Here is a 26170-nt window from a genome sequence, read left to right as displayed (position 1 = left end):
AACGGCTGGAGTAAACAGAAAGGGGAGCCACTGGCTCCCCTTTCTGTTTGGGGTTGATTCCTTAAGCTGGATTATGGCTGGCGGCCGGCGAACACCACCACCACCTTGTCATTTCCCTTCTCCCGCACGAAGGCATAGGGGCTGTCGGCCAGTTTCTTGTGGCTGCCCGCCGCTACCGCCGGGTGGGCGGCGCGGAACTGGCCGAGCCGCTGCCAGTGCTTGACCAGTTCGGCCTTCTCGCCGCCGGCCAGCTCCTGCCAGTTCATGTCCGAGCGCAGTGCCTGATCGAACACGCCGCCATCCTTGGCGAGCCCGCGGCCGGACTCATCGCCGTAGTAGACCTGTATACCGCCCGGCAGCAGCATGAAGCTGCTGGCAACCCGGCGCTGCAGCGGCACGTCCTGATAGTCGCCGAAGAACAGCTTGGTGTCGTGGGAGCTGATGTAGCTCAGCACGTTGAACTCGGGATCCTGATTGATGCGGCTGGCGTAGCTGGCATAGGTGGGCTCGGCGCTGGCCAGACACTGGGCCTGAGGCAGGGCGAACTCGCGCTGATAGTCGAAGTTGATCAGGGAATCGAAGCCGTGTCGGTACCAGAAATCCTTGGCTACCCCGTGATCCCACACCTCGCCCACCATGTAGAAGGGCAGATCGTCGAGCTTCTTGGTCGGGTTGGCGGCTTTCCACTCCTTGAGGGCGGTGGTGCCGGCCTGCTTGAGGCGGGCCCACACCTCGGGCTCCAGGTGTTTGACGGTGTCGGCTCTGAAGCCGTCGATGCCGAAGCGGCGCACCCAGTCGGTGTGCCAGGCAATGAGATAGTCGCTCACGGTGGCGTTGGGCAGCGCCTTGGCCTTGGTATCTTTTTTCGCCGCCAGCAGCGGCGGCAGCCCCACCGACTTGGTCGATTCGGTGAGGAAGTCTGGCAGCCCCGCCACCGAGCCGGTGACATCGTCGGTGCCGGGCTGCGGGTAGCCGGGCAGGCCGGCCCGCACCCAGTCACCGCTCCACCACTGGTCCCACTTCGGCGACTGGTAGTCGATGAACTGGTTGTAGCCATGCCAGTTGAGGCCGCCGCTCGGTTGCCACTGGTTCCAGCGGGCTGGCAGTTTGCCGGTGTTCTGGGTGAGATCGGTGAGCCCCAGATCTTGCAGGTCGGCGAGGGTGGCGTAGCCGGCGTGGTTCATCACCACGTCGAGGATGATGCGCATGCCGCGCTTGTGGGCCTCGTCCACCAGGGTCTTCAGGCTCTCTTCGTCGCCGTAGTTGGGATCGATCTTGGTGAAGTCGAGCGCCCAGTAGCCGTGATAGGCGTAGAAGGGGAAGTTGCCCTGCTCGCCGCCGCCGATGAAGCCGTGCACCTGCTCCACCATGGGAGTGATCCAGATGGCGTTGATGCCAAGCTGCTTGATGTAATCGAGCTTGGCAGTCAGCCCCTTGAAGTCGCCGCCGTGCCAGGTGGCCACTTCATCCTGACCGTCCTGTTGGCGCCCGAAGCTGTGGTCGTTGGCGGGATCGCCGTTGTTGAAACGGTCGGTCAGCAGGAAATAGACGCTCGCCTGATCCCAACTGAAGGGGGCCACTGTGGCCGCCTTGACCGGTTCGAGCAGCAGCAGGCCGCCGCTCTCTTTACTCGGCGTCAGGGTCAGCTTGCCGCCCTTGACCACCCCTTGCTGGCCGGAGTAGGCGTCCCGCAGCTGGGTGCCGTCGGGCCAGACTCCTTTCAGGGATACCGTGACCGGGCCGCCATCCCAGCTAATGCAGGGCTCCGCTGGCGGCTGGCGTTTGAATTCGCTCTTCTTGGTGGCTCGCAGCACCTTGAGGCTGGGGGTATCCGGGTTGAAGGTGAACTGATAGTCCCCCGCCAGCATCACCCGCAGATTGAAGTGCTGCCCCTTGCTGCACTTGTCCATGGGCTGGGCGGTGCCGAAGGGGAGCGGTTTGGCCTCGCTCGGGCCGAAGCTGGTGCCGCAGCTGTTGCCCGCGTCGCTGATGCGGATCTGGTGGTTCCCCTTGGTGAGCGGATGGGTCATCTGCACCGCTCCCTTGTCCAGCGTCATCGGTGCGCCGACCGGCTGGTCATCCACGTAGAGGCGCACCTCGGCGGCCATGGCCTGATGGAGGAAGAGGGGGCTGGCCAGCAGGGCTAGCCAGAGGGGAGAAACCGAGGGAGTGCGACGCATAAGCCATTCCTTGCTGGGGTTAAGCGGACCAGATTGCCGTCAATGGGGCTCATTCTAGGAGGCATGAGGGCGGGCTTGGACAGGCAAACCGTCGATTTGTGACATCAGTTCAAATGGTTACGTTTTCAAGAATGGAAAAGTGTGAGCGGGGTGTCGCGCCCATAAAAAAAGCCGGTCGATAGACCGGCTTGTTGCATTGCCACCTTCGTCACACGGTGAAGAACTTGAAGTTGACGAAGGCCACCGCGATGAAGGAGGCCACCATGCCGCTCAGGCAGAGCACGGCCGGGCGAATGGCCGGCCAGCGATGGGTCAGCAGGATGATTGCCAGCATGGTCGGATAGAGGCCGAACATGTAGCGCGGCATGGCGTTGAGCCCTGTCATCAGCGGAATGGTGCAGCAGATGAACATCAGGGTCGCCTCGGCCCAGCGCTTCTGGCTGAACAGATAGAGGTTCAGAGCCCAGCCAAACATCACCATGATGGAGAGGTAGGATTTGCGTCCGCCCAGCTCGAAGCCGCTCAGCCACCAGTCCAGCGGGCTGTCCATGTAACGGCCCCAAGCCACCTGGATGTGCTTGAACGCCAGCGCATCACCGGTGAGGTGATAGAGGTAGAACATGTAGGCGAACAGGCCGAGCGGGATCATCCAGAGGGTGAACACCACCTTGAAGGCGCGCTCGGTGAAGCGGAAGAACTCGCGCCAGCCGTAGGCCTGCAGCGCCAGGATCAGCACCGGGAACACCATCATCACCCCCAGGTTGCGGGTGGCGGAGATGAACACGCCGAGCAGGGCCACCATCAGCCACTGCTGGCGATAGGCGAACAGGAACATGCCCAGCATCAGCGCCATGAACATCGATTCGGTATAGCCGGAGACGAAGTAGGCGGAGAAGGGGGAGAAGGCGAGCAGCCAGACGCCGAAGCGGGCGGTGTCGTCACCCAGCTTGAGTTGGCGCAGCACCAGCAGCATCAGCGGCAGGCTGATGAAAAACGCCAGGTTGGCCACCAGCATCAGGCCGATCAGACTCTCGACGTTGAGCAGGCTGGAGATGGTGCCGGAGATCATCGGGTAGAGCGGCATGAAGGCCCAGTTGGCCGCATTGCCCTTGCTCAGCCAGCGCGGGTAGAGATCGTAGCCGTTCTCGATGATGCGCTGGAACCAGACGCAGTCGAACTGGCAATAGGCCTGCAGCGGACCTATGTCGGGGGAGCCGTAGAGCTGGACGCCGAAATAGCCCATGCCGTAGAGAGCGGCCCGGCTCAGTACGAAGGCGGCGATGATCATCAGCCAGTCACGGCTGCTGATGGCCAGTGACGGGCGATAGGGGCCCGCATTGTCAGGGGGGATGGAGGTAGTCATGTCATTCATCAGGCAAATACCCAGATCCTGGAGAGGAGGTAGGTGAGCACGGTGACTGTCAGGGTGGCGATCGCCACCGGCAACAGACCGGAAAGACCCGCAAACAGCAGACCGCTCAATATCAGGTTACGCACCGCCAGCGAGAAGAGGGCGACCAGCAAGAACTTGCTGGCGGCACCCTGTTTCTGGAAGGTGATGTAACGGTGACCGAAGAAGGAGAACCAGAAGGCGATGGCAAAGGCCAGCGTCGTCACCAAGTGCTCCGAGATGGTGGGCCAGGTGTGAAACAGGGCGATGGAGGTGCCCAGATCGACGAGGGTGGCACCCCCGCCGACAAACCCGAAACGTACCAGCCGCCAGAATTCCTCGCGGGAGATCATTGAGAAGCCTGCTCCTGCTGATCATCAGCGGCTTTCGCGGCAGCAGCCTTCTTGCCGGCGCTCTTCTTGATGCCGGTGGCGGCGTCTTGCTTCGGTTCTTCATCCTGCTTGGCATACTGGCCATACACCCCTTCGATGAGGTAGACGGGGCGCTGCTTCACTTCCACGAACATGCGGCCGATGTACTCGCCGATGATGCCGAGCGACAGCAGCTGGATGCCGCCGAGGAACAGCACCACCGACATCAGGGAGGCGTAACCCGGCACGTCGATGCCGAAGAAGACCACCTGGGTGACGATCTTGAGGATGTAGAGGAAGGCGACGAAGGAGACACCGACGCCGACGTAGCTCCATACCCGCAGCGGCCAGCTGGAGAAGCTCATCAGGCCGTCGAGGGCGAAGTTCCACAGCTTCCAGTAGTTGAACTTGGTCTCACCGGCATGGCGGGCGGGGCGCTCGTAGGGGACGCCGACGGCGCGGAAACCGGCCCAGGCGAACAGCCCCTTCATGAAGCGGTTGCGCTCCGGCAGCTGCTTGATCGCCTCGACCACCTTGCGGTCGATCAGGCGGAAGTCGCCGGCGTTCTCCGGCAGCTTGGTGCTGGTGGAGAGGGCGTTGAAGAAGCGGTAGAAGCCGCCGGCGGTGAGGCGCTTCATCGGGGTGTCGGCGCTGCGATCCACCCGGATGCCGTAGACGGTGTCGTAGTCACCGGTCTGCCACAGCTTGACGAATTCGAGAATGAGTGCGGGCGGATCCTGCAGATCCACGTCCATCGGCACCACGGCATCACCCTTGGCGTGATGCAGGCCGGCGGTCATGGCCGCTTCCTTGCCGAAGTTGCGGGCCAGGTTGACCAGGGTGACGCGCGGGTCGCGGGCGATGGCCTGCTCGACGACCTCACGGGTGCGGTCGCGGCTGCCGTCGTTGACGAATACAATTTCCAGCTGATCCTTGAGCGGCGCCAGTTCGTTATCTATCGCGTTGATGAAGGCATCTATGCTCTCTTCCTCGTTGTAAACGGGAACGATCAGAGAGAGTCGAAAATCGGCATGCGACATGAAAACTTCCTTATTTGGAAAATTATTTTATAAAACAGCGTATTGGAGAATACGTCTTATTGGGCGACGGTCAAGCGCACCGACTGGACATTGAGCGGCGTCGGGGCAGAGAGCGCCAGAAAGTTGGGACGCTTGGGGTCCGAGGTCAGCGACTCGCCCGGCAGGCTGAGACGGATCTCGTTGATGCCGGCCTTGGCCAGCTTGACGGTGGTGGTGAAATCGTGACCCAGCGCCACCTTGAGCAGCGCACCGGCCTGCGGGCTGTTGATCCGGGCCTGGATGGTCAGCTGTTCCGGCTGCGCCTGCTGCTTGGGCAGCACGAAGTAGAGGCCGCCCTGGCCGCTCAGTTCGGTGCCGTCCGCGCTCGGTTTCTTGGCCCAGCCTTCGCTGGAGAGGAAACGGCTCGGCTTGGTCAGATTGAGCTCGTTGCCAGGCTGATAGGTCATGCTGGAGTTGTGCTCCCAGAAGCGGGTCTTGCCTTCCAGGTAATAGAGCTTGTAGGCCAGGCTCACGTTGGGGTGGGCGGCCAGGTAGAGGGTATAAAGGTAGAAACCACTCAGCGCCATGATGGCGGTCAGAAAACCAAACTTTTTGTACGTCATATCACTCTCTGCGCCTCACGGTTTGTAGGCTGATTTCGCGCATATGCTAATCCAATTGCAAAAAAAGCATAGTGGATCACAAAAATATATTTGGTCACATATTAACCCCTTTCCGGCTGGTGTTCCAAATGTTGCTGTTCCCGTATTTTACCTGCCCTGGCGAGTCGGAGAGCCGGTGCAGGCCAGGCGCATTTAGGCCCGGCTTCGACAAGCATAAATGAGGGCGCCGCTCACACGGCCGGAAGCCTGCATCGCTGTGGCAGGATCTGTCGCCATTTTGCCTAGGCCGATTTATGATGGCGTATCACGCAGTCAAGGATGACCCATGAAGCTGAAACTCTGCTGCTGGATGCTCTGCTTGCTGGCGCCGCTGGCCTCGGCAAACAGTCTGTGTCCCTCGCCCTTGCGGGTCGGTTTTGACAACTGGCCGCCTTATCACTATTACGACGGCACGGCGGCCGGGCAGAAGGAGCTGCGCGGCTTTGCCGTCGAGGCGCTCACCGCCATGCTCAAGCGGCTCGATTGCAAGGCCAGCTATGTGGAGATGCCCTGGAAGCGGGTGCTGCACGGTCTGTCGCTGGGCTCGGTCGACATCGCCATGGAGGCCTATTTCAATGAGGACCGCGCCCGCTATGCCTGGTTCTCTGATGCCTACAATCCGGGCCGCAGCGCGCTCTGGATCCGCAAGTCATCCTCCTACCCCGAAACCGATCTGGCAAGCTGGCTGGCCAGCGGCCATACCCTGGGCATCACCAAGGACTACTACTATGGGGCCAAGATCAGCGAGTTGCTGCGCCGTTATGCCGCTCAGGTGAGCGTGGTCAATGACGAGCAAAACTATGGCAAGCTGGTACTGGGGCGCATCGACGGCTTTCTCGGCGATGTGCTAGCCACCCCCTGGGGCTTGAAGGAGGAGGGGCTGAGCGATCTGATCGTCCCCCACACCATGGCCGTATATGAAGCGCCGACCTTCTTCATGTTCAGCAAGAAGCGGCTGTCACCCGAATTTGTCAGCGCGTTCAATCGCGAGCTGGCTGAATTTAAAGCAACAAATGAGTATGACATTATCTGGCGGCGCTACGCGCCCGCCAGCTAGTAAAGTCGCGGGCATTCACGCATCATGAGCGCCTTGACCGCCGGGTCTGACAGGCTGAAGTGAACCGATCTTGAGGTAAGCATGGGGAAGAAGTATTGGCTGGCATTGGCAAACCTGATCTGGCTGGGCTGCTGGCCGGCGGCCATGGTACAGGCCAGCGAGGGCCAGGTGGTGGTAAGCAATGCTGCGATGCAGCACGACTGGTATCAGAACAGCACGGCGGAGCAGGCCAGGCGTGAGCTGGAGCTGCAACTGCAGGAAGCCGTGCTGGCCCAGTTGCACCCGGATTTTTACACGCTCTGGAAGAAGCTGCAGGCCAAGCCGGCGGATCAGCGTGGCGCCCTCTATGACGAGGCGTTTGGCAAGCTGGCCCGGTTCCAGCAGGCGTGGCGGGCCATGGATCTGGTCTCCCGCGAGCAGATGCAGACCCTCAAGCTCAACCTCAGCAAGCCGCTGGCCCACGAGCCGGCCGGCGACAACCTGCTGGAGCAGGTCAGGCAGCTCAGACCCCAGGTCGCGGAATATGACGCGGTGCGCGAAGAAGTGCGCAAGCTGCTGGCGCTGCCCATGGCCAAGAAGTGGCCGACCCTCACCATGCCGACCCTGCGGGCCGGCGAGGTCTCCCCGGAACTGGGCCAGATCCGCTCCATCCTCAACGAGCTGGGTGACACGGCCCCGCGCCATGACGATGCCACCTACGACGCCGAGACTCTGCAGGCCGTCAAGCAGTTCCAGCGCCGCCACGGCCTGACCGCCGACGGCATCATAGGCCGGCAGACCCGCAGCTGGCTCAATACCGGACCCGAGGTGCGCGCCAGCCTGCTGCTGCGCAACCTGTGGCGACGTGACCTGGTGGATCAGCTCTCCGGCGCCCGCTACGTGCTGGTCAACATCCCCGACTATCGGCTGAGCGTGGTGGAGTCCGGCAACGAGGTATTCACCAGCCGGGTGATCGTGGGCAAGGAGCAGCGGGCGACCCCGATCCTCGCCAGCGAGATCCGCTCCATCGTGCTGAACCCAGCCTGGCACGTGCCGCGCTCCATCCTGAGCAAGGACATTCTGCCCAAGCTGGGACGGGATCCCGCCTACCTCAATCGCGAGCAGTTCGAGGTGATCGACGGCGAGGGCAATCCGGTGCAGTTCACCGAAGAGGGCTGGCAGCAGGCGCTGGCGTCCGGCTTCCCCTACCGGCTGCGGCAAAAGCCGGGCGATCACAACGCACTGGGTCGCTACAAGTTCTATCTGCCCAACAACGAGGCCATCTACCTGCACTCCACCCCGCGCAAGGCGCTGTTCGAGCAGGGTGCGCGAGCCTTCAGCTCCGGCTGCATCCGGGTGGAGCATGCCGACGATCTGGCCGAGCTGCTGCTGGCAGACTCTCGCTACCAGCCGGACAAGGTGGCCAGCATCCTGAAAGAGACCCAGACCAAGTGGCTGCCGCTGACCACCCCGATCCCGGTATTCACCGTCTACTGGAGCAGCTGGATCGACGAGGATGGACGTCAGCAACTGCGCAACGACATCTATGGATTTGATCGAGTCAGCTACCAGAGTCGCTTGCTGTGATCCTCGCCACAGAGTGAAAAGCCCGGCCTGTGCCGGGCTTTTTCATGGCCCCTTGCGGTTTGACAGCGGCCGGCTCGGCGGGTAGTTTCAAGCGCCTGTATCAAATTCATTCAACGGTTTCACCTCAACATAGCGATGGACGGACAAGGGATGCTTGATCAAGAGATAAGCCGACGTCGCCTGCTGCTGGGTGCCGGTTGCCTGCTGGGGGGCTCGCTGCTGTCCTTCCCCGCCACGGCGAGCCGCAGTACGGCAGGACGTGAACTCAGTTTCTTCAATCTCAATACCGGCGAGCGGGTGCGCGCCAGCTATTGGGAAGATGGCCGCTACCTGAAAGACGGGCTGGCCGAGCTCAACCACATCTTTCGCGACTATCGTCGCAACGAAGTGTTCAACATCGACCGCAAGCTGTTCGACCAGCTCTACCTGCTGCAGCACAAGCTGGGTCGTCACGGTGAAATCCAGCTCATCTCGGGCTATCGCTCCCCCGTGACCAATCGCCAGAAGCGCAGCCGCAGCCGCGCCGTGGCCAAGCACAGCTACCATACCCTGGGGCAGGCGGTGGATGTGCGCATTCCCGGAGTACAGCTGGCGCACCTGCGCAAGGCGGCGCTCCATCTCAAGGTGGGCGGCGTCGGTTATTACCCGAGCGACAACTTCGTGCACCTCGACACCGGGCCGGTGCGCAGCTGGTAACGGCCGGCTGCCGGCCACAGCTGCCCGGCGGGTGACTGGTCAGCGGGGTGGCCGAGCTGGTAGGCTCTGGACACCATGCAGAGGAGAACCAGATGAAACATATTTTGCTTGGCGGGCTGATTGCCCTGCTGCTGACCGGTTGCGGCAAGCTCAACCGTGAAAACTACGACAAGCTCAAGATGGGGATCAGCTACGCCGAGGCGAGCAGCATCCTCGGCAAGGCCGAGCGTTGTGACGATGTGCTGGGGACCACCAGCTGCATCTGGGGCGACGAGGGCAAGAACATCAAGATCCGTTTCATCGCCGACAAGGCGACCTTCTTCAGCTCGGAAGGGATCAACTGAGGCAGCCACAGCCCCGTTGCCCATATAAAAAAGCGCCTGACCGGCGCTTTTTTGTTGGCTGCAATCCGTACCGGCTTGCCAGAAGCTGGCGCGCTCAGTGCGTGGCGTACTGGTAGTGGAAGGTAGGCAGCCCCCACTTGAAGCGCACCGCCAGGAGCCGCAGCACGAAGCCGATGCCGATGGCGCCGAAGGCGGCCCAGTCGTTGGGCAGGCCCTGATCCAGCGCCAGGCAGTAGATGGCGGCCGTCACCAGCGAGATGGCGGCATAGAGCTCGCGGCGAAACACCAGCGGAATGCGCTGGCAGAGCAGGTCTCTGAGCACGCCGCCGAAGGCCCCCGTCACCACAGCCATGATGCAGGCGATCCCGGCACCGTGGCCCATCTCCAGCGCCCTTGCCGCGCCGAAGATGGAGAAGACCACCAGCCCCAGGGCATCGAGCGCCATGAACAGCTTGCCAAGGTAGCGCATCAGCGGCGCCGAGATGACGCCGGCCATGGCCGCGCCGGCGACCAGCAGCACATACTCCGGGTGTTCGACCCAGAGCAGGGGGTAATGGCCCAGCAGCACGTCGCGAATGGTGCCGCCCCCGATGGCGGTCGCTGATGCGATGATCACCACGCCAAACAGATCCATCCGTCGCCGGCCCGCGGCCAGCGCGCCTGTCATCCCTTCGGCCACCAGGCCCAGCAAGAAGAGTGCATGTAACATGAGATATCCCAGGGTGCGAGAAAGCCCCGCATCCTATCAACTCGCGCTATAGGGGACAAGCAATGAAGGCTATGCATTATTTTTTATAATGCAAAAATGAAACGGGGCCCCCAAGGGAGCCCCGTTGTCACCGCCAACCGACTCAGCGTCTGAGCTGTTCGGCGCGGTAGTGATCGACCCACATGGCGGTGGCGCCGCAGATGGCCACCGGCATCACGAACAGGTTCACCACCGGGATGGCGGAGAAGAGGGTGACCAGGGCGCCGAAGCTCAGGCACTTGCCGCGCCGCTGCTTGAGGGCGTCGCGCATGGTGATGAAGTCGATCTTGTGGTTGTCGAACGGATAGTCGACGTACTGGATCGCCATCATCCAGGCGCTGAACAGGAACCAGAGCACCGGCGCCAGGGTCTGGCCCACCACCGGAATGAGGAACAGGATCAGGCAGCCGATGGCCTTGGGCAGGTAGTATTTGAGCTTGGTCCACTCGCGGCCGAAGGTGCGCGGCACGTCCTTGACGATGTCCAGCATGCCGGTATCGCTGACGGTCTCGCCGGTGAGGGCCTGTTCCACCTTCTCCGCCAGCAGGCCGTTGAAGGGGGCCGCTATCCAGTTGGCCACCGAGCTGAACAGGAAGGAGAAGACCACCAGGATGGTGATGAGGGCGATGGGCCAGAGCAGATAGTCCAGCCAGTCGAGCCAGCTCGGGATCTGCTGGTGCAGCCAGCCGAACAGGCCGTCCAGCTGCAGCAGCAGGGCGTAGAAGGCGCCGGCAAACAGCACGAAGTTGACCAGCAGAGGGATCAGCACGAAGGTGCGGATGCCGGGCTGGCGAATGAGCGAGAAGCCGCGCAGGAAGTAGTCTGCGCCGCTGATCGAGTCTTTTACCATACGGGGTGAGTGGCTCATTTGAGCTCCATCTATTCATGGGAAACTGCCTGCATATTACAAACAAGCTTTTGATTTGGTAAAGTCGCCTGCCCGCCTCCTCTTTATTTCGTTACCCACATAGGCCGCCATGCGTCTGAAATTGATCAAACTCGCCGGTTTCAAGTCGTTTGTCGAGCCGACCCGCATCGAACTCAACGCCGACATGACCGCCGTGGTGGGCCCCAACGGCTGCGGCAAATCCAACGTCATCGACGCCGTGCGCTGGGTGCTGGGGGAGAGCTCCGCCCGCCATCTGCGTGGCGAAAACATGACCGACGTCATCTTCAACGGCTCCGTCAACCGCAGTGCCCACGGCCGTGCCTCGGTGGAGCTGGTGTTCGACAATCCCCACAACCGGGTGCCCGGCGAGTTCGGCCGCTTTACCGAGATCTCGGTGCGCCGCGAAGTGCTGCGCGACGGCTCCAACCACTACCAGATCAACGGCCAGAAGTGCCGCCGCAAGGACGTGACCGATCTCTTCCTCGGCACCGGCCTTGGGCCCCGCAGTTACGCCATCATCGAACAGGGCACCGTCAGCCGGCTGGTGGAGTCCCGCCCCGCCGATCTCAAGCTGTTCATGGAAGAGGCCGCCGGGGTCTCCCGCTACAAGGAGCGGCGCCGCGAGACCGAGCAGCGCATCCGCCATACTCAGGAGAACCTGGAGCGCCTCGGTGACATCCGCGGCGAGCTGGGCTCACGCCTCGAGCATCTCAAGGCCCAGGCCGAGACCGCCGAGCGCTACAAGCAGCTCAAGAGCCGTTCGCGCGCCGCCCGCGCCGAGCTGATCGGCTCGGAACTGTGGGCGCTGGAGACGCGCCTCGGCGAGGCCAAGACCGAACTGGCCCAGACCGAACAGGCACTGGCGGCGCTCGATGCCAAGCGCACCGCCGACGAGGGGCGTCACGTCACCCTGTCGGTGGCTCGCCAGGAGGCGCAGGCCGAGCAGGCCAGCCGCCAGCAACAGATTTTTCTCGGCGGGCAGGCCATCGCCCGTCTCGAGCAGCAGCAACTGCACCAGAGCGAGCTTGGCCGCGACTGGCAGGCAAGGCGGCAAGCCCTCAGCGAGCGTATCGAGGGGCTCAAGTCCCAACTGGCCGGCCAGCTGGAACAGCTGAGCGAAAGCACGTTGCAGGGCGAGGTCGCATCGGCGCGCTTAGAGCAGTGTGAGCAGTTGCTTACCGACCAGCAGAGCGTGCGGGCGGCGGCGACCGAGCGGCTCGAGCAGGCGCGCCAGCGCCAGCAGCAGTGGCAGCAGCAGCTGGGACAGTTACAGGGGCGGCTCAACCAGACCCGCGCCGAGGTGAACGGTCTGCAGGAGCTGCAGGCCAAGACCCGGCTGGCCCGTCTCAAGCTGGAAGATGAACAGGCCGGGCCCCTTGGCGGGGAAGGGGAGAACCTGCAACCGGCGCTCGATACGCTGGCGGCGGAGCTTTCGCTCTCCCGCGCCCGCCATGAGGAGTCCGAAGCGGCGTGGCAGACCGCCGTGGACCGTCACGAAGCCTTCAAGACAGAGCAGGGTCACCAGCAGGGCTTGCTGCGCGAGCTGGAGGCTCGCCTCGCCACCCTGGATCAGATCCTGGGGGAGCAGATGGCGGGCGCCACCCTGGCGGATCGGCTGCAGGTGCCCCCAAAGTGGGCCCGAGGGCTGGACAAGGTGCTCGGTCGCTGGCTCACCGCCACCCCGGCAGATGAGTGCAATCTGACGCAATCCGGGCTCTGGATCGGCCAGGCCCAGCCGGCGGTTGCCGGTACCCTGGCGGCGCAGCTGGGCGGCGAGCACATCCCTTCCTTCCTCAATGCCATCTGGCTGGTGGAGAGCCGGGAGGCGGCATTGGCCCGCCAGCCGAGCCTGGCGGCCGGTGAGTCGCTGCTCACTCCTGCTGGCGACTGGTTTGGTCCCAACTGGGCGGATCTGGGGGAGGGCATGGCTCTCGGGACCCTGGCGCTGCTCGGCGAACGTGAGCGGTTGCACACCGAGCAGGCCGCAGGTCGGGAGGCGCTGCGCCGGCTCGATGAGCAGCTTGCCGCCGCCGATGCGGCGCGGGCCCAGCTGCACGGCGCCCATGAGCTGGCTCAGCGCACCCTGCGTGAGCAGGAGCAGCAGTGGCAGCAACTGCGCGAAGCCTGGAGCCTGCGCGAGGGGCAGCGGCAGGAGCGGTTGCAGCGCCTCGGCCAGCTGGGGGAAGAGCTGGCACGACTGGCGCAAGAGCAGGCCGAGGAGGCCGAGCGGCTGGCGTCGGCCGGGGAGCGGCTTGAGCAGGGTGAAGCGGCCCTTGGCGAGCTGCAGGAGCAGGGCGAGGCGCTTGCCGAGGCGCTGCTGCTCGCCCAGGAGCAGGCGAGCGGGGCGGAGCGGGCGCTGGAGGAGGCACGCCTGCGCCGGGAGCAGCAGCAGGCCGCCTGCCAGCGGCTGCAACTGGAGCAGCAGAACCTGCGCCAGCTCATCGCCCTGCGCGAACAGGAGCTGGCCCGCCTCGGGCTGGAGCTGGCCGAGCTCAAGGAGCCGGGCGCTGCGCCGGGTCAGGATCTGTCGCCCCTGCTGGCCGAGCAGCGCAATCTTGAGGCGCAGCAGCTTGCCTGTCATCAGCGGCTCGCAGAGCTGGAGCGTCAGCTGACCGAACTGGAGCAGGCCAGAAGCGCCGATCACAAGCAGCTGGTGCACATTCAGGAGAAGCTGGCGACCCTGCGCCTTGAGCGTGAACGCAACCTGACGCGCCGACAGGGGCTGCACGAGCAATTCGAAGAGCTGGGTGTGCGGCTGGTGGATCTCGATCAGGCAGTGCTGATTGCCGCTGATCGCGGCAAGCTGCGCCAGGAGATCCAGACCCTGGAGGCACAGGTGGAGGCGCTTGGCGCCATCAACCTGGCGGCACTGGAGGAGTATGAAGAGGCGAAAACCCGCTCAAGCTACCTGGAAAACCAGTGTCAGGATCTGGAACAGGCGTTGGAAACCTTGAGCCAAGCCATTAAAAGAATTGATAAAGAGACACAAATACGGTTCCGGGATACTTTCGATAAGGTCAACGAAGATTTAAAATCCCTCTTTCCGAAAGTGTTCGGGGGGGGCAGTGCCTGGCTTGAGCTCACCTCCGATGATCTTTTGGAGGCCGGAGTGAGCATCATGGCGAGACCTCCGGGTAAGAAGAATGCTACCATTGCCCTGCTTTCCGGGGGGGAGAAGGCGTTAACCGCACTTGCGCTGGTTTTTGCCATCTTCAGACTCAACCCAGCACCATTTTGTCTGCTGGATGAGGTGGATGCACCGCTCGATGAAGTGAACGTCGGTCGCTTCTGTTCTCTTGTCAAAGAGATGTCGAGCACAGTACAGTTCGTTTACATCAGTCATAATAAGGTCTCCATGGAGATGGCTGAGCAGCTGGTTGGCGTCACGATGCAAGAGCCCGGGGTTTCGCGCATAGTGTCGGTCGATATCGGTGAAGCCGTCGCTTTGGCTGAGCAAAACTAGAAAGAGAAGCAGCTAATGCAGGAATTGCGTTACATCTTGGTTGCCCTGGGCGGTATTGCCATCGCGGCATTGCTCATTCACGGGTTGTGGAGCAACAGAAAGAATCGTCAGGCACCGATCAAAGAGAAACCTCTGGGCCGGATGGAATCCAAATCACGGGATCGTGACAACGACGCCTTCGACAGCGATGGCATCGGTCAGGTGCGAGTGGTCAGCGGTGGCCGTCGTGCCGAGCCCAAACTCCACCATGATGAGCCACGCCAGCCGGAAGTCAGCCGTCGTGCGCCTGCGCCCGCCTTCGATGATGAAGATGACGATGCCGATCTGCCGCCGCCCGTGGTACGCAAACCTGCCGCCCGCCCCGTGCCGCCGCCCCCCGTCTATGAAGAAGACGAGGAGGAGTTCGAGGAGCCGGTTGCCGCAGCCGTCGAGGAAGTGCCTGCCGCGCCGGTGCGCAAGCCCGCCCAGGTCATTCGCCGTACCCCGGTCCACCGTTCCCGTCCCCAGCGCGAGCCGCTGCTGCAACCGCTGGACGAAGAGCCGCTGGTCGAGCCCGCCTACGCGACTGCACCCACTTTCGGTGCCCGCGAGCCGGCCCCGGTCGCCGCTCCCGAATACCAGGCACAGCCCCGTCATGCAGCCCCCGAGCCTGCCTACGAGGAGCCCATCTATGAAGAGCCGGTGCGTGCTGCGCCGGTCGAGAAGATCTGGCAGGATGTCTATGTCATCAACCTGATGGGCCGTCCGGGTCACGATCTGCAAGGGGCCACCCTGCTATCTTCCCTGCTGGCGCTGGGCTTCAAGTTTGGCGAGATGGATATTTTCCACCGTCACGAAGACCCGAACGGCAAGGGTGAAGTGCTCTTCTCCATGATCAACATGGTCAAGCCGGGCACCTTCAACCCGTACCGGATGGAGCAGTTCGCCACCCCGGGCGTGTCGCTCTTCATGCAGCTGCCGCTGCGCAGCAACGCTGCGTTTGCTTTCGAGGACATGCTGCAGGCCGCCGATCAGCTGGCAAGCGATCTCGATGCCATGCTGACCGATATGGAGCGCAGCCCGCTGAGCGACGAAACCATCGCCCGTTACCGGCATGAGCTGGCCGCCTACGAGGCCAGTCGCGACTAATACGCCATGCGGGTCGAATGAATAAAAAGTGCGGTACCCAGGTGCCGCATTTTTATTGGTCCGCTGGCCGGTTTTTCCATCACACTTCGAGACTTTTTCATGAGCGATATCCTCTCCCGCCACCGTCAACTGTGTGAGCTGCTGATCGAGTACGGTCATCAGTACTATGTGCTGGACAACCCCACGGTGCCGGACGCCGAATACGATCGGCTGATGCGCGAGCTGATCGCGCTGGAAGCCGAGCATCCCGAGCTGAAGACGCCGGCCTCGCCGAGCGTGCGGGTGGGGGGCCAGCCGCTGACCGCCTTCAAACAGGTACGCCACGAGATCCCCATGCTGAGCCTGGACAACGTGTTCAGCGGCGAAGAGCTGCAGGCCTTCGAACAGCGCATGCGCGATCGCCTTAAGCGGGAGGTGAGCTTTACCTTCTGCTGCGAACCCAAGCTGGACGGTCTGGCGGTGAGCCTGCTTTATGTGGACGGCCAGCTGGTGCAGGCCGCTACCCGGGGCGACGGCACCACGGGTGAGGAGATCACCGAGAACGTGCGTACCATCAAGGCCATTCCCTTGTCCCTGCGTGGCGAGGGCTGGCCGGCAAGGCTGGAGGTGCGTGGCGAGGTGTTCATGCCCAAGGCGGGGTTCGAGGCGATGAACGCCAAGGCGCTGGCCGCCGGCGAGAAGGTGTTCGTCAACCCGCGCAATGCCGCCGCCGGCAGCCTGCGTCAGCTCGACTCGCGCATCACCGCCAGCCGCCCGCTGGCCTTCTACGCCTATGGCGTGGGGGTGGGAGGCGAGCAGCTCGGTGGCTCTCACTTCGGTCGCCTCAATCAGCTCAAAGAGTGGGGGCTGCCGCTCAGCCCGGAAGTGAAGCTCAAAGAGGGGGCCGCCGGTTGCCAGGCGTTCCACGACGACATCCTGGCGCGCCGTGGCGAGCTCCCCTACGAGATTGATGGCGTGGTCTACAAGGTGGATGCCATCCCCCTGCAGGAGGAGCTGGGCTTTGTGGCCCGCGCCCCGCGCTGGGCGACCGCTCACAAGTTCCCGGCCCAGGAGGAGATGACGGAGCTTGAGAACGTCGAGTTCCAGGTCGGCCGCACCGGCGCCGTGACCCCGGTGGCCAAGCTCAAACCGGTGTTCGTCGGCGGCGTCACCGTCTCCAATGCCACCCTGCACAATGCCGACGAGATTGAGCGTCTTGGCGTGATGATTGGCGACACCGTGATCGTGCGCCGGGCCGGGGACGTGATCCCGCAGATAGTGGCGGTGGTGGAGGCGCAGCGCCCGGCGGATGCCCGCGCGATCCTGTTCCCGACCGAGTGCCCGGTGTGCGGCTCGGCGGTGGAGCGGCTGGAGGGAGAGGCGGTGACTCGCTGCTCCGGCGGCCTGTTCTGCGAGGCGCAGCGCAAGGAGGCGATCAAGCACTTCGCCGCCCGCCGTGCCATGGACGTGGACGGCCTCGGCGACAAGATAGTGGAGCAGCTGGTGGACAAGGGGCTGGTGAAGACCCCGGCGGACTTGTTCAGCCTCAACGCCATCCAGCTGGCCGGGCTCGAGCGGATGGGGCAAAAATCGGCCCTCAATCTGGTGGCGGCCATCGATGCGGCCCGCAGCACCACGCTGCCCCGCTTCCTGTTTGCACTGGGGATCCGCGAAGTGGGGGAGGCGACTGCCTTGAACCTCGCCAACCACTTCCTCACGCTGGACGCCCTGCGCGCCGCCTCGGTGGAGCAGTTGCTGGAAGTGGCCGATGTGGGGGACATAGTGGCCAAGCACGTCTACTACTTCCTGCGTCAGCCCCACAACATCGAGGTGCTGGAGGCCCTGCTGGCCGCCGGCATCCACTGGCCGGCCATCGAGAAGAAGGAGGCAAGCGATCAACCTTTTGCCGGCAAGACCTTCGTGCTGACCGGCACCCTCACCACCTTGTCGCGCAACGACGCCAAGGCGGCGCTGCAGGCGCTGGGGGCCAAGGTGGCGGGCTCGGTGTCGGCCAAGACCGATGTGCTGGTGGCGGGGGAGGCGGCAGGCTCCAAGCTGGCCAAGGCCCAGGAGCTCGGTATCACCGTCTGGAGTGAAGAGGAGCTGCAACAGGCGTTGCAGGGCTGAGTCGCAGCGTCAACCAGATAAACAAAGAACCCGGCATGGCCGGGTTCTTTGTTATGGGGGCACTGATCAGCGCTCAATCACGCCAGAGGATCTTGTAGCGCCACTTGTCGGGCAGGGTGAGCTGCCAGCGGGCCAGCTCGCTCTTGCTGAACACATACTCGCCACGCAGGGCGGCGCGTGGTGCCAGGGTTTTGGGCTGGGCGCCCGCCAGGATGGCGTTGACCAGTTCGGCCGCCTTGGCCCCCTGATCGCGGCCATCCAGCACCAGACCACCGATGGCCTTGCCCTTGCCCACCGAAAACTCCCAGAAACAGAACAGCGGCACCGGGCTATGGGCGCTGGTCCACTCCAGCAACCTGTTCTCATCCACATGGCGCCCCTGATCGTCGCTGAGGGTGTGGTAGAGGCCGATGAAGATGGCTTCATAACCACTCTGCTTGGCATTGAGCACGGCCTCCTGCCACAGGCTGTAGTCACCAAGGAGCTGGCTGTTGACCCGGGTCTGGCCGACCCGCAGCTCGGTCTGGGTCTTGAACTCATCCTGGATGGCGGTGAGCGCCACGTTGCTCTAGTCAAACAGCACCAGTGCCTTCTTGATCCCCCCCATCAGCTGGCTCATCTCGCTGATGTTGCGTTTGAGCAGGGGTCGCTCCAGCACGCCGGTGATCTTGGGGTGGCCGACCAGCCCCTTGTGGCGCGGGTTCTCGTTCATGCCGAGAAACACCACAGGGGTGCCGAGGGAGGCGATGTCGCTGGCCAGGTAGTTGATGGCGTTGTCATCGCCGAGCACCACCAGATCCGGTTTCACCTGGCGATAGTAGGCGAGCGCCTGCTCTGCTATCTGATCGAACTCCTCGGGGGGGCGGCGTTTGGTATCCATGTAGAAGTGGCTGATGTGGTGGTCACCCTTGAGGTTGGCGGCCAGGCTGGCGTTGTAGCTCTGATCCCACAGGTATTCGGGGTGGTAGCTGCTGATCACCAGGATTTCGGCCGCCCACAACCGCAACGGCAGGGCACACAGCAGCAGTAGCAGCAATAGCGGGTTGGTCATGTCGCTTCCCATCGAACAAGAGGAGTTGTCATTCATTATGTCCATCTTGGTGCAAACCTGTCCCGGTCAATTATTGTCGGAAGGGAAATCTTTTTCCCTCTGGCCGGTATCGGGCGCCAGCCCGCATCAGGCTTGAATTGGGTCTTGCATGGGGCCATTTGTGACTGGTCGGGAACTGCGCCACTCGCTTCAAAACCTGTTCTGGATCAAGAAATACGGTCACGCTTTGGTGCCTAATAGACACCATATATAGGGCCACATTCGTTTTTAATCCCTATATGTTGTGTTATTGAGCTGTGTAAAAGCTGTTCCCTTCTCATCGTCAGCCCTGGCTTGTCAAGCCTCGGCTGAATTTATTTGCGCCGAGGACGATGCGTGGAGAAGGGGGCCAAACAAGGGTAAGCCGAGGGCGAGAGCCTGGCCTTTTTAACGGGGAAAATCCATGAAACCGGTTGTGATCAAACGTGATGGATGTCGCGCACCATTCAATGCCCAGCTGATTGCCGAGGCGGTGGGCCGAGCGGCAGAGGCGGTCAATCAGGCCAGTCCGGCGCTGGCCGAGCGCATTGCCTCCGCCGTCACCCAGGAGCTGGAAGGACGAGGGGAAGTGGACATCCACGAGATCCAGAACCGGGTCGAGAACCACCTGATGGCCTCCGACGACAAGGCCATCGCCCGTGCCTACATCGAATACCGTCACGACCGGGATCAGGCCCGCGAGGCCCGCGGCCGGCTGGCCCAGGAGATCCGCGGCCTGGTGGAGCAGACCAACGCGGCCCTGCTCAACGAGAACGCCAACAAGGATTCCAAGGTGATCCCGACCCAGCGTGACCTGCTGGCGGGCATCGTCGCCAAGCATTACGCCACCAGCCACATGCTACCCCGCGATGTGGTGCAGGCCCACGAGAGCGGCGATCTGCACTTCCACGATCTCGACTACTCCCCCTTCTTCCCCATGTTCAACTGCATGTTGATCGATCTGAAAGGGATGCTGACCCACGGCTTCAAGATGGGCAACGCGGAGATCGACACTCCCAAGTCCATCAGCACCGCCACCGCGGTCACGGCCCAGATCATTGCCCAGGTGGCGAGCCACATCTATGGCGGCACCACCATCAACCGCATCGACGAAGTGCTGGCCCCCTATGTGACCATCAGCTGGGAGAAGCACCGGGAAGTAGCGCTGGAGTGGGGCATTGCCGATGTGGATGCCTACGCCATGGCCCGCACCGAGAAGGAGTGTTACGACGCCTTCCAGTCGCTGGAGTACGAGGTCAACACCCTGCACACCGCCAACGGTCAGACCCCGTTCGTGACCTTCGGCTTTGGCCTGGGTGACAGCTGGCAGTCACGCCTGATCCAGCGCGCCATCTTGAGCAACCGCATCGCCGGCCTTGGCAAGAACAAGAAGACAGCCGTGTTCCCGAAACTGGTGTTCGCCATCAAGGATGGCCTCAACCACAAGCAGGGCGATCCCAACTACGACATCAAGCAGCTGGCGCTGGAGTGCGCCTCCAAGCGGATGTACCCGGACATCCTCAACTACGACCAGGTGGTCAAGGTGACCGGCTCCTTCAAGACCCCCATGGGTTGCCGCTCTTTCCTCGGTGCCTACGAGGAGCACGGCGAGCTGGTCCACGAAGGGCGCAACAACTTAGGCGTGGTGAGCCTCAACCTGCCGCGCATCGCCCTGAAATCCCGCGATGAAGCGGACTTCTGGGACAAGCTGGACGCCGCCCTGCGGGTAGCCAAGACAGCACTGATGTACCGCATCAAGCGCCTCGACGGGGTCAAGGCCCGGGTCGCGCCCATCCTCTACATGGAAGGGGCCTGCGGGGTGCGTCTGAAAGCGGACGACAATGTCAGCGAGATCTTCAAGCACGGTCGCGCCTCCATTTCGCTTGGCTACATCGGGGTACACGAGACCATCAACGCCCTGTTTGGCGATCAGGTACACCTGTTCGACAGCGCCGAGTTGCAACAGAAGGCCATCGCCATCATCGAGCGCCTCAAGGCCGCGACCGATGAGTGGAAGGAGGAGACCGGCTATGGCTTCAGCCTCTACTCCACCCCGAGCGAGAACCTCTGCTCGCGCTTCTGCCGCATCGATGCCAAGGAGTTTGGCGTGGTGCCGGGTGTGACCGACAAGGGCTACTACACCAACAGCTTCCACCTCGATGTGGAGAAGCAGGTCAACCCCTACGACAAGCTGGACTTCGAGGCGCCCTATCCGCCCATCGCCAGCGGCGGCTTCATCTGCTACGGCGAATACCCCAATATCCAGCACAACCTGGAAGCGCTGGAGAACGTCTGGGATTACAGCTATGACAAGGTGCCCTACTACGGTACCAACACCCCCATCGACGAGTGCTACGACTGCGGCTTTACCGGCGAGTTCGAGTGCACTTCCAAGGGCTTTACCTGCCCGCGCTGCGGCAACCACGACCCGGCCAAGGTGTCGGTGACCCGCCGTGTCTGCGGCTACCTCGGCAGCCCGGATGCGCGCCCCTTCAATGCGGGCAAGCAGGAAGAGGTGAAGCGCCGCGTCAAACATATGTAGGCCGAGCCCTCACCCTAGCCCTCTCCCAAAGGGAGAGGGAACCATCCGGGGTACTGTTGGCGCCGCGTTGTTCCCTTCTCCTGCTCACGTTGCAAATAGTGGGAGAAGGGCCGGCGAGGAGGGGCCGCAATAGAGAGAGAAGATGCACTACCACCAATACTACCCGGTCGATGTGATCAACGGCCCCGGCACCCGTGCCACCCTGTTTGTCTCGGGCTGCGAACATCAGTGCCCTGGCTGCTACAACCAGAGCACTTGGCGGCTCGATGGCGGCAAGCCATTCGATGAGGCGATGAGCGATCGCGTTATCGCGGATCTCAACGACACGCGCATCAAACGGCGCGGGCTGTCTCTCTCCGGCGGCGATCCGCTCCACCCCGCCAACGTGCCTCAGGTGCTGGCGCTGGTGCAGCGGGTGCGCGCCGAGTGTCCCGGCAAGGACATCTGGTGCTGGACCGGCTATCTGCTTGGCGAGCTCAGCCCGGCCCAGCGCGAGCTGGTGGCCTTGCTGGACGTGCTGGTGGACGGCAAGTTCGAGAAGGCGCTGGCGGATCCCGGCCTGCTCTGGCGCGGCAGCAGCAATCAGGTCATCCACGACCTCAATGCCTGGCGGGAAGGGGGTGAGCGCATTCCCTGTCTGGTTTGCAGTTGAAGCCAGGGATGTTTATGGTTAGCCCATTGCCATCCCTGTGACATCGTTGACGAGGAAATCCGAGATGAACAATCTGCTCAAGATCCTGCTGGCCATCTTTCTGCCCCCGGTCTGTGCCTTTCTTCAGGTGGGCTTCAGCCTGCATTTTCTGATCAACATAGTGCTGACCCTGCTCGGCGGCCTGCCAGGCATGGTGCATGCGCTCTGGCTGGTGGTGAGCGACAAGCGCGGCTGACGCTGAGCCGCTTTGCCAAAAGCCAACCCGATGGGGTTGGCTTTTTTTATGCTGCTCAAACGGGTTTCGATTGTTACAGTAATGGGCCGGCAACCCTGCCGGGGAGGGGTGACCCCTCTGATCTGACTCAACAAGGAGTGTTGAATGGGTTTGAAGGTCTTGCTGCTGGGCACTGTGCTCGGTTTGCTGGGGGGCTGTGCCAGCCCCAGTCCCACCGTGAAGCTGAACCAGCCACCGCTGGAGGTGACCATGGCGGAGCTTGGCAAATACTGGGTGCAGGATGGCGAAGTGCCTCCGTTTGAACCGGTGGGCGGCGCGCCAGCCAAGCGGCCCGTCAAGGGCTATGTGGAGATCCGTTATCTCATCGACTCCAACGGCAATCTGTTCAGCCCGGAGATTGTGGCCTCGGAGCCGCCCGGGGTGCTGGACCTGATCGCCCTGTCGGGGCTGGCCAAGACCCGTTATCGAGTGTCGGAGCAGAACCCGCAGGCCATTCCGGTGCGAGTGGTGGGTCGCTACGAGATTGAAGTGGAGTAATGAACAACCCCGGCCTGGCCGGGGTTGTTCATTACTGCTGCTTGCAGTCGTTGTAGACGCTCTGCCACTCGCCATCCTTGTCGCGCATCTCGACAAAGCCTTCATCTCCCTTGTTCCACCAGACGGCCTCATGGTCGTCGGTGTAGCGGGCACCGGAGGCGGAAACGCTCTGTGGCAGGGTATAGTCCTTGCCGTCTGGCAGTGCCAGCTTGACGAAGTTCAGGCTCTGATCGGAGAGGGCGAAGTAGCGTACCTGCACCCGTTGGCCCTGTTCACACAGATAGGTGACGGGGTCGCCGCCGGTCACGCTCAGAGTGCCGGCGCCGCGTTCGCAGCCGCTCAGCAGGGTCAGGCTCGCGATGCCCAGCAGCAGAAGGTTGGCGTGCTTCATGTTGATTCTCCATCGGTGTCATCCGGGCGTGATCCTAACAGCTTGCCAAAGGTGCGCAATGGGCCTCGACCCGGCTTGCGTCGATATGCGTCCATGGGCGTCAAAAGAAGCGCTAATGAGCAGCGGCTCAATGCAGGCCGAGTCTGGCCTCGAAGGCGCGCACCAGTGCCTCGTAGGTGCCGTTGTTGCGGATCTTCTGCAGCCCCTCCTCGAAGCGCTTGGCCATCGCCTCGCCCTGAGGGTGGGCGCGGGAGAAGGCGAGCCAGAAGCCGTCGGTGGAGATCTTGCCCACCTTGACCACCTTACCACTCAGCTGTTTTTGCTGGATCTTGAGGTAGCCCGGCATCTCGTTCATCAGGATGTAGTCGACCCGGCCACGCACCAGCATCTCGATGATCTGGGCATCGGACTTGGCCTGGAAGCGGGTGATCCTGGGGTTTTCCATGAAGTCGGTGGGGTAGGTGTAGCCAAGGGTGATGCCCACCGTCTTCTGTTCCAGCGAGGTGAGCTTGAGATCCCGGCGGGGTTCGCGGGCCAGGGCGAAGATGGCGAGATCCTCCTCGAACATGGGGGTCTCGTGCCAGAAGTACTGGTAGCGGTTCTCCTCGGTGATGGTGGCATCGAAGCAGCCGAGCACCTTGTCGCTGCGCGCCTCGTACATGCAGCGGGCGAAGGGGATGGTTCGAAACTCGACGTCGACCCCCTCGGCGGCGAAGGCCGCCTTCACCAGCTCGGGAGCCAGCCCCTGCGGCTGACCGCTCTGCTTGTCGAGGGCGCAGTAGGGGGACCAGTCATCCTCGGCGGCAATGAGCACCTGCTCTGCCCGGGCACAGGTCATCCCCAGCAGCAGAGTGATTGCCAACCAGTGGATGTATGCTGCTCGTGCCATGGTCTCTCTCCTGTTGCCGACAGCCCTAGCAAGCATAGTTGCTGGGGCTGGCCGCAGGTGCCGCCAAACGGAAGGCAAAAAAACGCCCCGGTAGGCATAGCGGGGCGAAAGGCAGCACATCCTTGAGCTAACAACAGGGGGTCAATAACCGAACCGAGTGGCCTCGAAGCGGTTAAGCAGTCGGTGGATGAGGTAACAGGCCAGCAGGGTGGCGACGATGGCAAACAAGATGCTGCTGACCCGGTAGAGGGCGCTAAACACCAGATCGTTGCCCGGCGTCAGGTATTGGCCGAACAGGATGCCGAGGGTGGTGAGGGCGCCGAAGCCGACCCCGGAACCGCTCGCCTCCTTCACGTGGGCATGGCTGAACAGCATGGCGCCGAGCCAGAGCATGGGGGCGACTAGCAACAGCAGTCCCGACCAGTCGTAGAGCACCAGCTGGCTGACCAGGCCGAAGCTCACCCCGAGCAGGGTGCCCATGGCCCGTTTGCGGGCATAGCTCAGGGCGCCGTCCCAGTGCATGGGGAAGAGCACCAGCAGGGTCGTGGCCTGGGCCGACATGGAGTCCCGCAGATCGAAGATCTGGAACACCATGAAGGAGAGGGTGGCGATGCTGGCGCCAAGCAGCGCCTCGTGCCGCATCCGGTGTGGTGCCTTGGGGGAGGGGGCCGGCTTGGGGCGCTCCTCCACGTCCGGGATCAATGCTGTCATCAGGTAGGCGATGAGCACCGACAGTACGCTGGCCCACAGGTTGCTGAAGATGAGGTCGTTGAGATCGGTCTGCGGGTAGCTGGCAAAGTGCAGCATGATGCTGAGACTCAACACCCCGTTGGCACCGAACAGGAACAGACTACCCCGCGACATGGCGGCGAAGCGGTAGAGAAACAGCAGGAAGGCGATGGGAACCATCAGGCCGGGATGGCCGCCAAACAGCCCCCCCAGCAGCCCTACTTCCAGCCCGCAGACCACGGCGGCGGCGATCAGCTGGCGGGCGGCATGACCGTTCATCACTGGCACCATGCCCAGCAGCAGCACCGGCGTTACGGTGTAGAAGACGCCGTAGTTCCAGCCGAACAGCTTGCAGAGCAGAAAGCCGGTGGTGCTGCCAAAGGCGATGCGCAGGCATTGGCGCAGTTCGTTGGCGGTGAGGGGCCTGTGCCACAAAGTCATTGCCGTCACCTCAGTAGATGTAGTGCAGCAGGCTGAGCAGGCGGATCTGGGCGCGGGCCAGCAGTCCGGTCAGGGCGTTGTCGGGCAGCAGCTGCACGGTGGCGCGGGCACCGGCCGGCAGATGGGCGGGCAACTGCTCCAGCGCCAGGTGCAGGCGCAGACGCTGGGCGTCGCGCACCCAGCGATCCGACTCGGTAGGGCTGGCCAGGAGGCCGTTGGCATCGAACTGGCCGGCGCTGACCCCGGCATCCAGGCTGGTGACCCGGGCGGGATAGAGGCGACCCGGCTCGCCATCGAAGGCGACCAGTGCCTGGCTGTCCTGATTGACGTGGCGCAGGCTCTTCTCGCGAAAATCGGCGATCACGTCCACCTGCTCGGAGACCAGTGCCAGCAGCGGTGCACCCGCCGCGGCGAAGCTGCCCGGCTTGAGCTGCAGGTTGGTGATGATGCCGTCCTGGCTGGCGTGTACCCGGCTGTAGGCGAGGTTGAGCTCGGCCTGGGCGAGGCGGTTGCGGGCTTGGCGCAGCAGCAGGTTGTCGTCGCCGGGCAGACCGCGGTTGACCCGGGCCTGGGTCATGCGGGCCTTGCTGGCCAGCAGGTTGGCCTGGGCGGTGCGAAACGCGCTGTCGGCATCATCCTTCTGCTGCTCGGAGACCATGTGGCGGCGATAGAGGGCATCGATGCGTTCCGCTTCCCGCAATTTGAGGGCGGCCTGGGTCTGCAGCGAACTGAAGTCGGCGCTGGCGGCATTGAGGGTGGCATCGAGCTGGCGATTCTGCTGCTCGGCCTGGGCCAGGGCGAGGCGGGCCTGCTCCACCGCCAGCTCAAAGGGGGCGGGATCGAGCACGAACAGCAGGTCGCCCTGCTTGACGTGCTGGTTGTTGCCGACGGCCACCTCGACTACCTTGCCGCTGACCTGGGGCACCATCTTGGTCACGACGCGGGTCGCCATGGCTTGCGGGGTGAGCGGCATCTTGAGGTCGGCCAGCAGGAAGTAGGCAAACACCAGTACGAAGGCGCCCATGGCCCATTTTATCCAGCGCTTGAATTGTTGATCCGGGGTCAT

22 protein-coding genes and 1 pseudogene are annotated in these 26170 nt (G+C 63.0%); 11 read left to right on the top strand and 12 right to left on the bottom strand.

The window, feature by feature from the left end; translation table 11 throughout:
* Positions 1-71: 71 nt before the first annotated feature.
* The 5 genes from AACQ43_RS04375 to AACQ43_RS04355 form a co-directional block, all read right to left on the bottom strand.
* On the bottom strand, positions 72-2180 hold the full coding sequence (locus tag AACQ43_RS04375; protein WP_168966146.1) for an alpha-amylase: 2109 nt from the start codon (positions 2178-2180) through the stop codon (positions 72-74).
* 208 nt (positions 2181-2388) lie between these two features.
* Positions 2389-3552, bottom strand: coding sequence for a hypothetical protein (locus tag AACQ43_RS04370; RefSeq protein WP_168966144.1), 1164 nt, complete (start codon positions 3550-3552; stop codon positions 2389-2391).
* Positions 3552-3923, bottom strand: coding sequence for a GtrA family protein (locus AACQ43_RS04365; protein WP_168966142.1), 372 nt, complete (start codon positions 3921-3923; stop codon positions 3552-3554). The genes AACQ43_RS04370 and AACQ43_RS04365 overlap by 1 nt, the downstream gene beginning before the upstream one ends.
* Positions 3920-4981 carry a glycosyltransferase family 2 protein gene (locus AACQ43_RS04360; protein ID WP_168966140.1) on the bottom strand — a complete coding sequence of 354 codons (1062 nt, stop codon included), beginning with the start codon at positions 4979-4981 and terminating at the stop codon, positions 3920-3922. The genes AACQ43_RS04365 and AACQ43_RS04360 overlap by 4 nt, the downstream gene beginning before the upstream one ends.
* A 56-nt stretch (positions 4982-5037) precedes the next feature.
* On the bottom strand, positions 5038-5583 hold the full coding sequence (locus AACQ43_RS04355; protein WP_168966138.1) for a hypothetical protein: 546 nt from the start codon (positions 5581-5583) through the stop codon (positions 5038-5040).
* A 325-nt stretch (positions 5584-5908) separates the two neighbouring features.
* Between AACQ43_RS04355 and AACQ43_RS04350 the strand changes: the two genes are divergently transcribed.
* The 4 genes from AACQ43_RS04350 (at position 5909) to AACQ43_RS04335 (ending at position 9285) form a co-directional block, all read left to right on the top strand.
* Positions 5909-6679, top strand: a complete 771-nt coding sequence (locus tag AACQ43_RS04350; protein ID WP_168966136.1) for a substrate-binding periplasmic protein — start codon at positions 5909-5911, stop codon at positions 6677-6679.
* An 81-nt stretch (positions 6680-6760) separates the two neighbouring features.
* On the top strand, positions 6761-8245 hold the full coding sequence (locus AACQ43_RS04345) for a L,D-transpeptidase family protein (RefSeq protein ID WP_017408576.1): 1485 nt from the start codon (positions 6761-6763) through the stop codon (positions 8243-8245).
* 150 nt (positions 8246-8395) lie between these two features.
* Positions 8396-8941 (top strand): DUF882 domain-containing protein, encoded by a 546-nt coding sequence (locus AACQ43_RS04340; protein ID WP_029301559.1) that lies wholly within the window; start codon positions 8396-8398, stop codon positions 8939-8941.
* A gap of 92 nt (positions 8942-9033) precedes the next feature.
* Positions 9034-9285, top strand: a complete 252-nt coding sequence (locus AACQ43_RS04335; protein ID WP_168966134.1) for a DUF3862 domain-containing protein — start codon at positions 9034-9036, stop codon at positions 9283-9285.
* Between the two features lie 94 nt (positions 9286-9379).
* Here AACQ43_RS04335 and AACQ43_RS04330 read toward each other — a convergent pair whose 3' ends face one another.
* Positions 9380-9994, bottom strand: coding sequence for a trimeric intracellular cation channel family protein (locus AACQ43_RS04330; protein ID WP_011705141.1), 615 nt, complete (start codon positions 9992-9994; stop codon positions 9380-9382).
* Between the two features lie 142 nt (positions 9995-10136).
* Entirely contained in the window at positions 10137-10901 is a 765-nt protein-coding gene (gene cysZ, locus AACQ43_RS04325; RefSeq protein ID WP_011705142.1) for a sulfate transporter CysZ, read from the bottom strand.
* A 109-nt stretch (positions 10902-11010) separates the two neighbouring features.
* On the opposite strand from cysZ, the gene AACQ43_RS04320 reads away from it, so the two are divergent.
* The 3 genes from AACQ43_RS04320 (at position 11011) to ligA (ending at position 17619) form a co-directional block, all read left to right on the top strand.
* Positions 11011-14385, top strand: a complete 3375-nt coding sequence (locus tag AACQ43_RS04320; protein ID WP_168966132.1) for an AAA family ATPase — start codon at positions 11011-11013, stop codon at positions 14383-14385.
* A gap of 15 nt (positions 14386-14400) precedes the next feature.
* Positions 14401-15513, top strand: coding sequence for a cell division protein ZipA (gene zipA / locus AACQ43_RS04315; RefSeq protein WP_168966130.1), 1113 nt, complete (start codon positions 14401-14403; stop codon positions 15511-15513).
* A gap of 99 nt (positions 15514-15612) precedes the next feature.
* A complete protein-coding gene (ligA, locus tag AACQ43_RS04310) occupies positions 15613-17619 on the top strand; it encodes an NAD-dependent DNA ligase LigA (RefSeq protein ID WP_168966128.1) in 2007 nt (668 codons plus the stop codon).
* Between the two features lie 73 nt (positions 17620-17692).
* Here ligA and AACQ43_RS04305 read toward each other — a convergent pair.
* A pseudogene (locus AACQ43_RS04305) lies at positions 17693-18706 on the bottom strand (ABC transporter substrate-binding protein).
* Between the two features lie 406 nt (positions 18707-19112).
* On the opposite strand from AACQ43_RS04305, the gene nrdD reads away from it, so the two are divergent.
* From nrdD to AACQ43_RS04285, 4 genes are all read left to right on the top strand, one after another.
* Positions 19113-21230: an anaerobic ribonucleoside-triphosphate reductase gene (nrdD, locus tag AACQ43_RS04300; RefSeq protein ID WP_168966126.1), complete on the top strand. Its 2118-nt coding sequence runs from the start codon at positions 19113-19115 to the stop codon at positions 21228-21230.
* 142 nt (positions 21231-21372) lie between these two features.
* Positions 21373-21882, top strand: coding sequence for an anaerobic ribonucleoside-triphosphate reductase-activating protein (gene nrdG / locus AACQ43_RS04295; protein WP_168966124.1), 510 nt, complete (start codon positions 21373-21375; stop codon positions 21880-21882).
* Positions 21883-21946: 64 nt separating this feature from the next.
* Entirely contained in the window at positions 21947-22117 is a 171-nt protein-coding gene (locus AACQ43_RS04290) for a YqaE/Pmp3 family membrane protein (protein WP_005303354.1), read from the top strand.
* A 144-nt stretch (positions 22118-22261) separates the two neighbouring features.
* Positions 22262-22654: an energy transducer TonB gene (locus AACQ43_RS04285; protein ID WP_041217846.1), complete on the top strand. Its 393-nt coding sequence runs from the start codon at positions 22262-22264 to the stop codon at positions 22652-22654.
* Between the two features lie 31 nt (positions 22655-22685).
* Here the strand turns inward: AACQ43_RS04285 and AACQ43_RS04280 are convergent, their stop codons facing one another.
* The 4 genes from AACQ43_RS04280 to AACQ43_RS04265 form a co-directional block, all read right to left on the bottom strand.
* Positions 22686-23045, bottom strand: coding sequence for an MliC family protein (locus tag AACQ43_RS04280; protein ID WP_042065413.1), 360 nt, complete (start codon positions 23043-23045; stop codon positions 22686-22688).
* 127 nt (positions 23046-23172) lie between these two features.
* Positions 23173-23934 (bottom strand): substrate-binding periplasmic protein, encoded by a 762-nt coding sequence (locus AACQ43_RS04275; RefSeq protein WP_168966122.1) that lies wholly within the window; start codon positions 23932-23934, stop codon positions 23173-23175.
* Positions 23935-24075: 141 nt separating this feature from the next.
* The gene (locus AACQ43_RS04270; protein WP_011705154.1) at positions 24076-25104 is read right to left on the bottom strand and encodes a DUF2955 domain-containing protein; all 1029 of its coding nucleotides are present in this window, start codon (positions 25102-25104) and stop codon (positions 24076-24078) included.
* Positions 25105-25114: 10 nt separating this feature from the next.
* Positions 25115-26170, bottom strand: a complete 1056-nt coding sequence (locus AACQ43_RS04265) for an HlyD family secretion protein (RefSeq protein ID WP_168966120.1) — start codon at positions 26168-26170, stop codon at positions 25115-25117.

This window comes from Aeromonas sp. DNRA1, from assembly GCF_963888745.1.
Lineage (GTDB): Bacteria > Pseudomonadota > Gammaproteobacteria > Enterobacterales > Aeromonadaceae > Aeromonas > Aeromonas hydrophila.
The sequence above is the reverse complement of the archived record's forward strand: the minus strand, read 5'-3'. Positions and strand labels throughout refer to the sequence as shown.

Excerpts from the sequence above, each read along its gene's own strand:
- AACQ43_RS04375 (WP_168966146.1), bottom strand. The coding sequence starts at position 2,180 with ATGCGTCGCACTCCCTCGGTTTCTCCCCTCTGGCTAGCCCTGCTGGCC.
- AACQ43_RS04370 (WP_168966144.1), bottom strand. The coding sequence starts at position 3,552 with ATGAATGACATGACTACCTCCATCCCCCCTGACAATGCGGGCCCCTAT.
- AACQ43_RS04365 (WP_168966142.1), bottom strand. The coding sequence starts at position 3,923 with ATGATCTCCCGCGAGGAATTCTGGCGGCTGGTACGTTTCGGGTTTGTC.
- AACQ43_RS04360 (WP_168966140.1), bottom strand. The coding sequence starts at position 4,981 with ATGTCGCATGCCGATTTTCGACTCTCTCTGATCGTTCCCGTTTACAAC.
- AACQ43_RS04355 (WP_168966138.1), bottom strand. The coding sequence starts at position 5,583 with ATGACGTACAAAAAGTTTGGTTTTCTGACCGCCATCATGGCGCTGAGT.
- AACQ43_RS04350 (WP_168966136.1), top strand. The coding sequence starts at position 5,909 with ATGAAGCTGAAACTCTGCTGCTGGATGCTCTGCTTGCTGGCGCCGCTG.
- AACQ43_RS04345 (WP_017408576.1), top strand. The coding sequence starts at position 6,761 with ATGGGGAAGAAGTATTGGCTGGCATTGGCAAACCTGATCTGGCTGGGC.
- AACQ43_RS04340 (WP_029301559.1), top strand. The coding sequence starts at position 8,396 with ATGCTTGATCAAGAGATAAGCCGACGTCGCCTGCTGCTGGGTGCCGGT.
- AACQ43_RS04335 (WP_168966134.1), top strand. The coding sequence starts at position 9,034 with ATGAAACATATTTTGCTTGGCGGGCTGATTGCCCTGCTGCTGACCGGT.
- AACQ43_RS04330 (WP_011705141.1), bottom strand. The coding sequence starts at position 9,994 with ATGTTACATGCACTCTTCTTGCTGGGCCTGGTGGCCGAAGGGATGACA.
- cysZ (WP_011705142.1), bottom strand. The coding sequence starts at position 10,901 with ATGAGCCACTCACCCCGTATGGTAAAAGACTCGATCAGCGGCGCAGAC.
- AACQ43_RS04320 (WP_168966132.1), top strand. The coding sequence starts at position 11,011 with ATGCGTCTGAAATTGATCAAACTCGCCGGTTTCAAGTCGTTTGTCGAG.
- zipA (WP_168966130.1), top strand. The coding sequence starts at position 14,401 with ATGCAGGAATTGCGTTACATCTTGGTTGCCCTGGGCGGTATTGCCATC.
- ligA (WP_168966128.1), top strand. The coding sequence starts at position 15,613 with ATGAGCGATATCCTCTCCCGCCACCGTCAACTGTGTGAGCTGCTGATC.
- nrdD (WP_168966126.1), top strand. The coding sequence starts at position 19,113 with ATGAAACCGGTTGTGATCAAACGTGATGGATGTCGCGCACCATTCAAT.
- nrdG (WP_168966124.1), top strand. The coding sequence starts at position 21,373 with ATGCACTACCACCAATACTACCCGGTCGATGTGATCAACGGCCCCGGC.
- AACQ43_RS04290 (WP_005303354.1), top strand. The coding sequence starts at position 21,947 with ATGAACAATCTGCTCAAGATCCTGCTGGCCATCTTTCTGCCCCCGGTC.
- AACQ43_RS04285 (WP_041217846.1), top strand. The coding sequence starts at position 22,262 with ATGGGTTTGAAGGTCTTGCTGCTGGGCACTGTGCTCGGTTTGCTGGGG.
- AACQ43_RS04280 (WP_042065413.1), bottom strand. The coding sequence starts at position 23,045 with ATGAAGCACGCCAACCTTCTGCTGCTGGGCATCGCGAGCCTGACCCTG.
- AACQ43_RS04275 (WP_168966122.1), bottom strand. The coding sequence starts at position 23,934 with ATGGCACGAGCAGCATACATCCACTGGTTGGCAATCACTCTGCTGCTG.
- AACQ43_RS04270 (WP_011705154.1), bottom strand. The coding sequence starts at position 25,104 with ATGACTTTGTGGCACAGGCCCCTCACCGCCAACGAACTGCGCCAATGC.
- AACQ43_RS04265 (WP_168966120.1), bottom strand. The coding sequence starts at position 26,170 with ATGACCCCGGATCAACAATTCAAGCGCTGGATAAAATGGGCCATGGGC.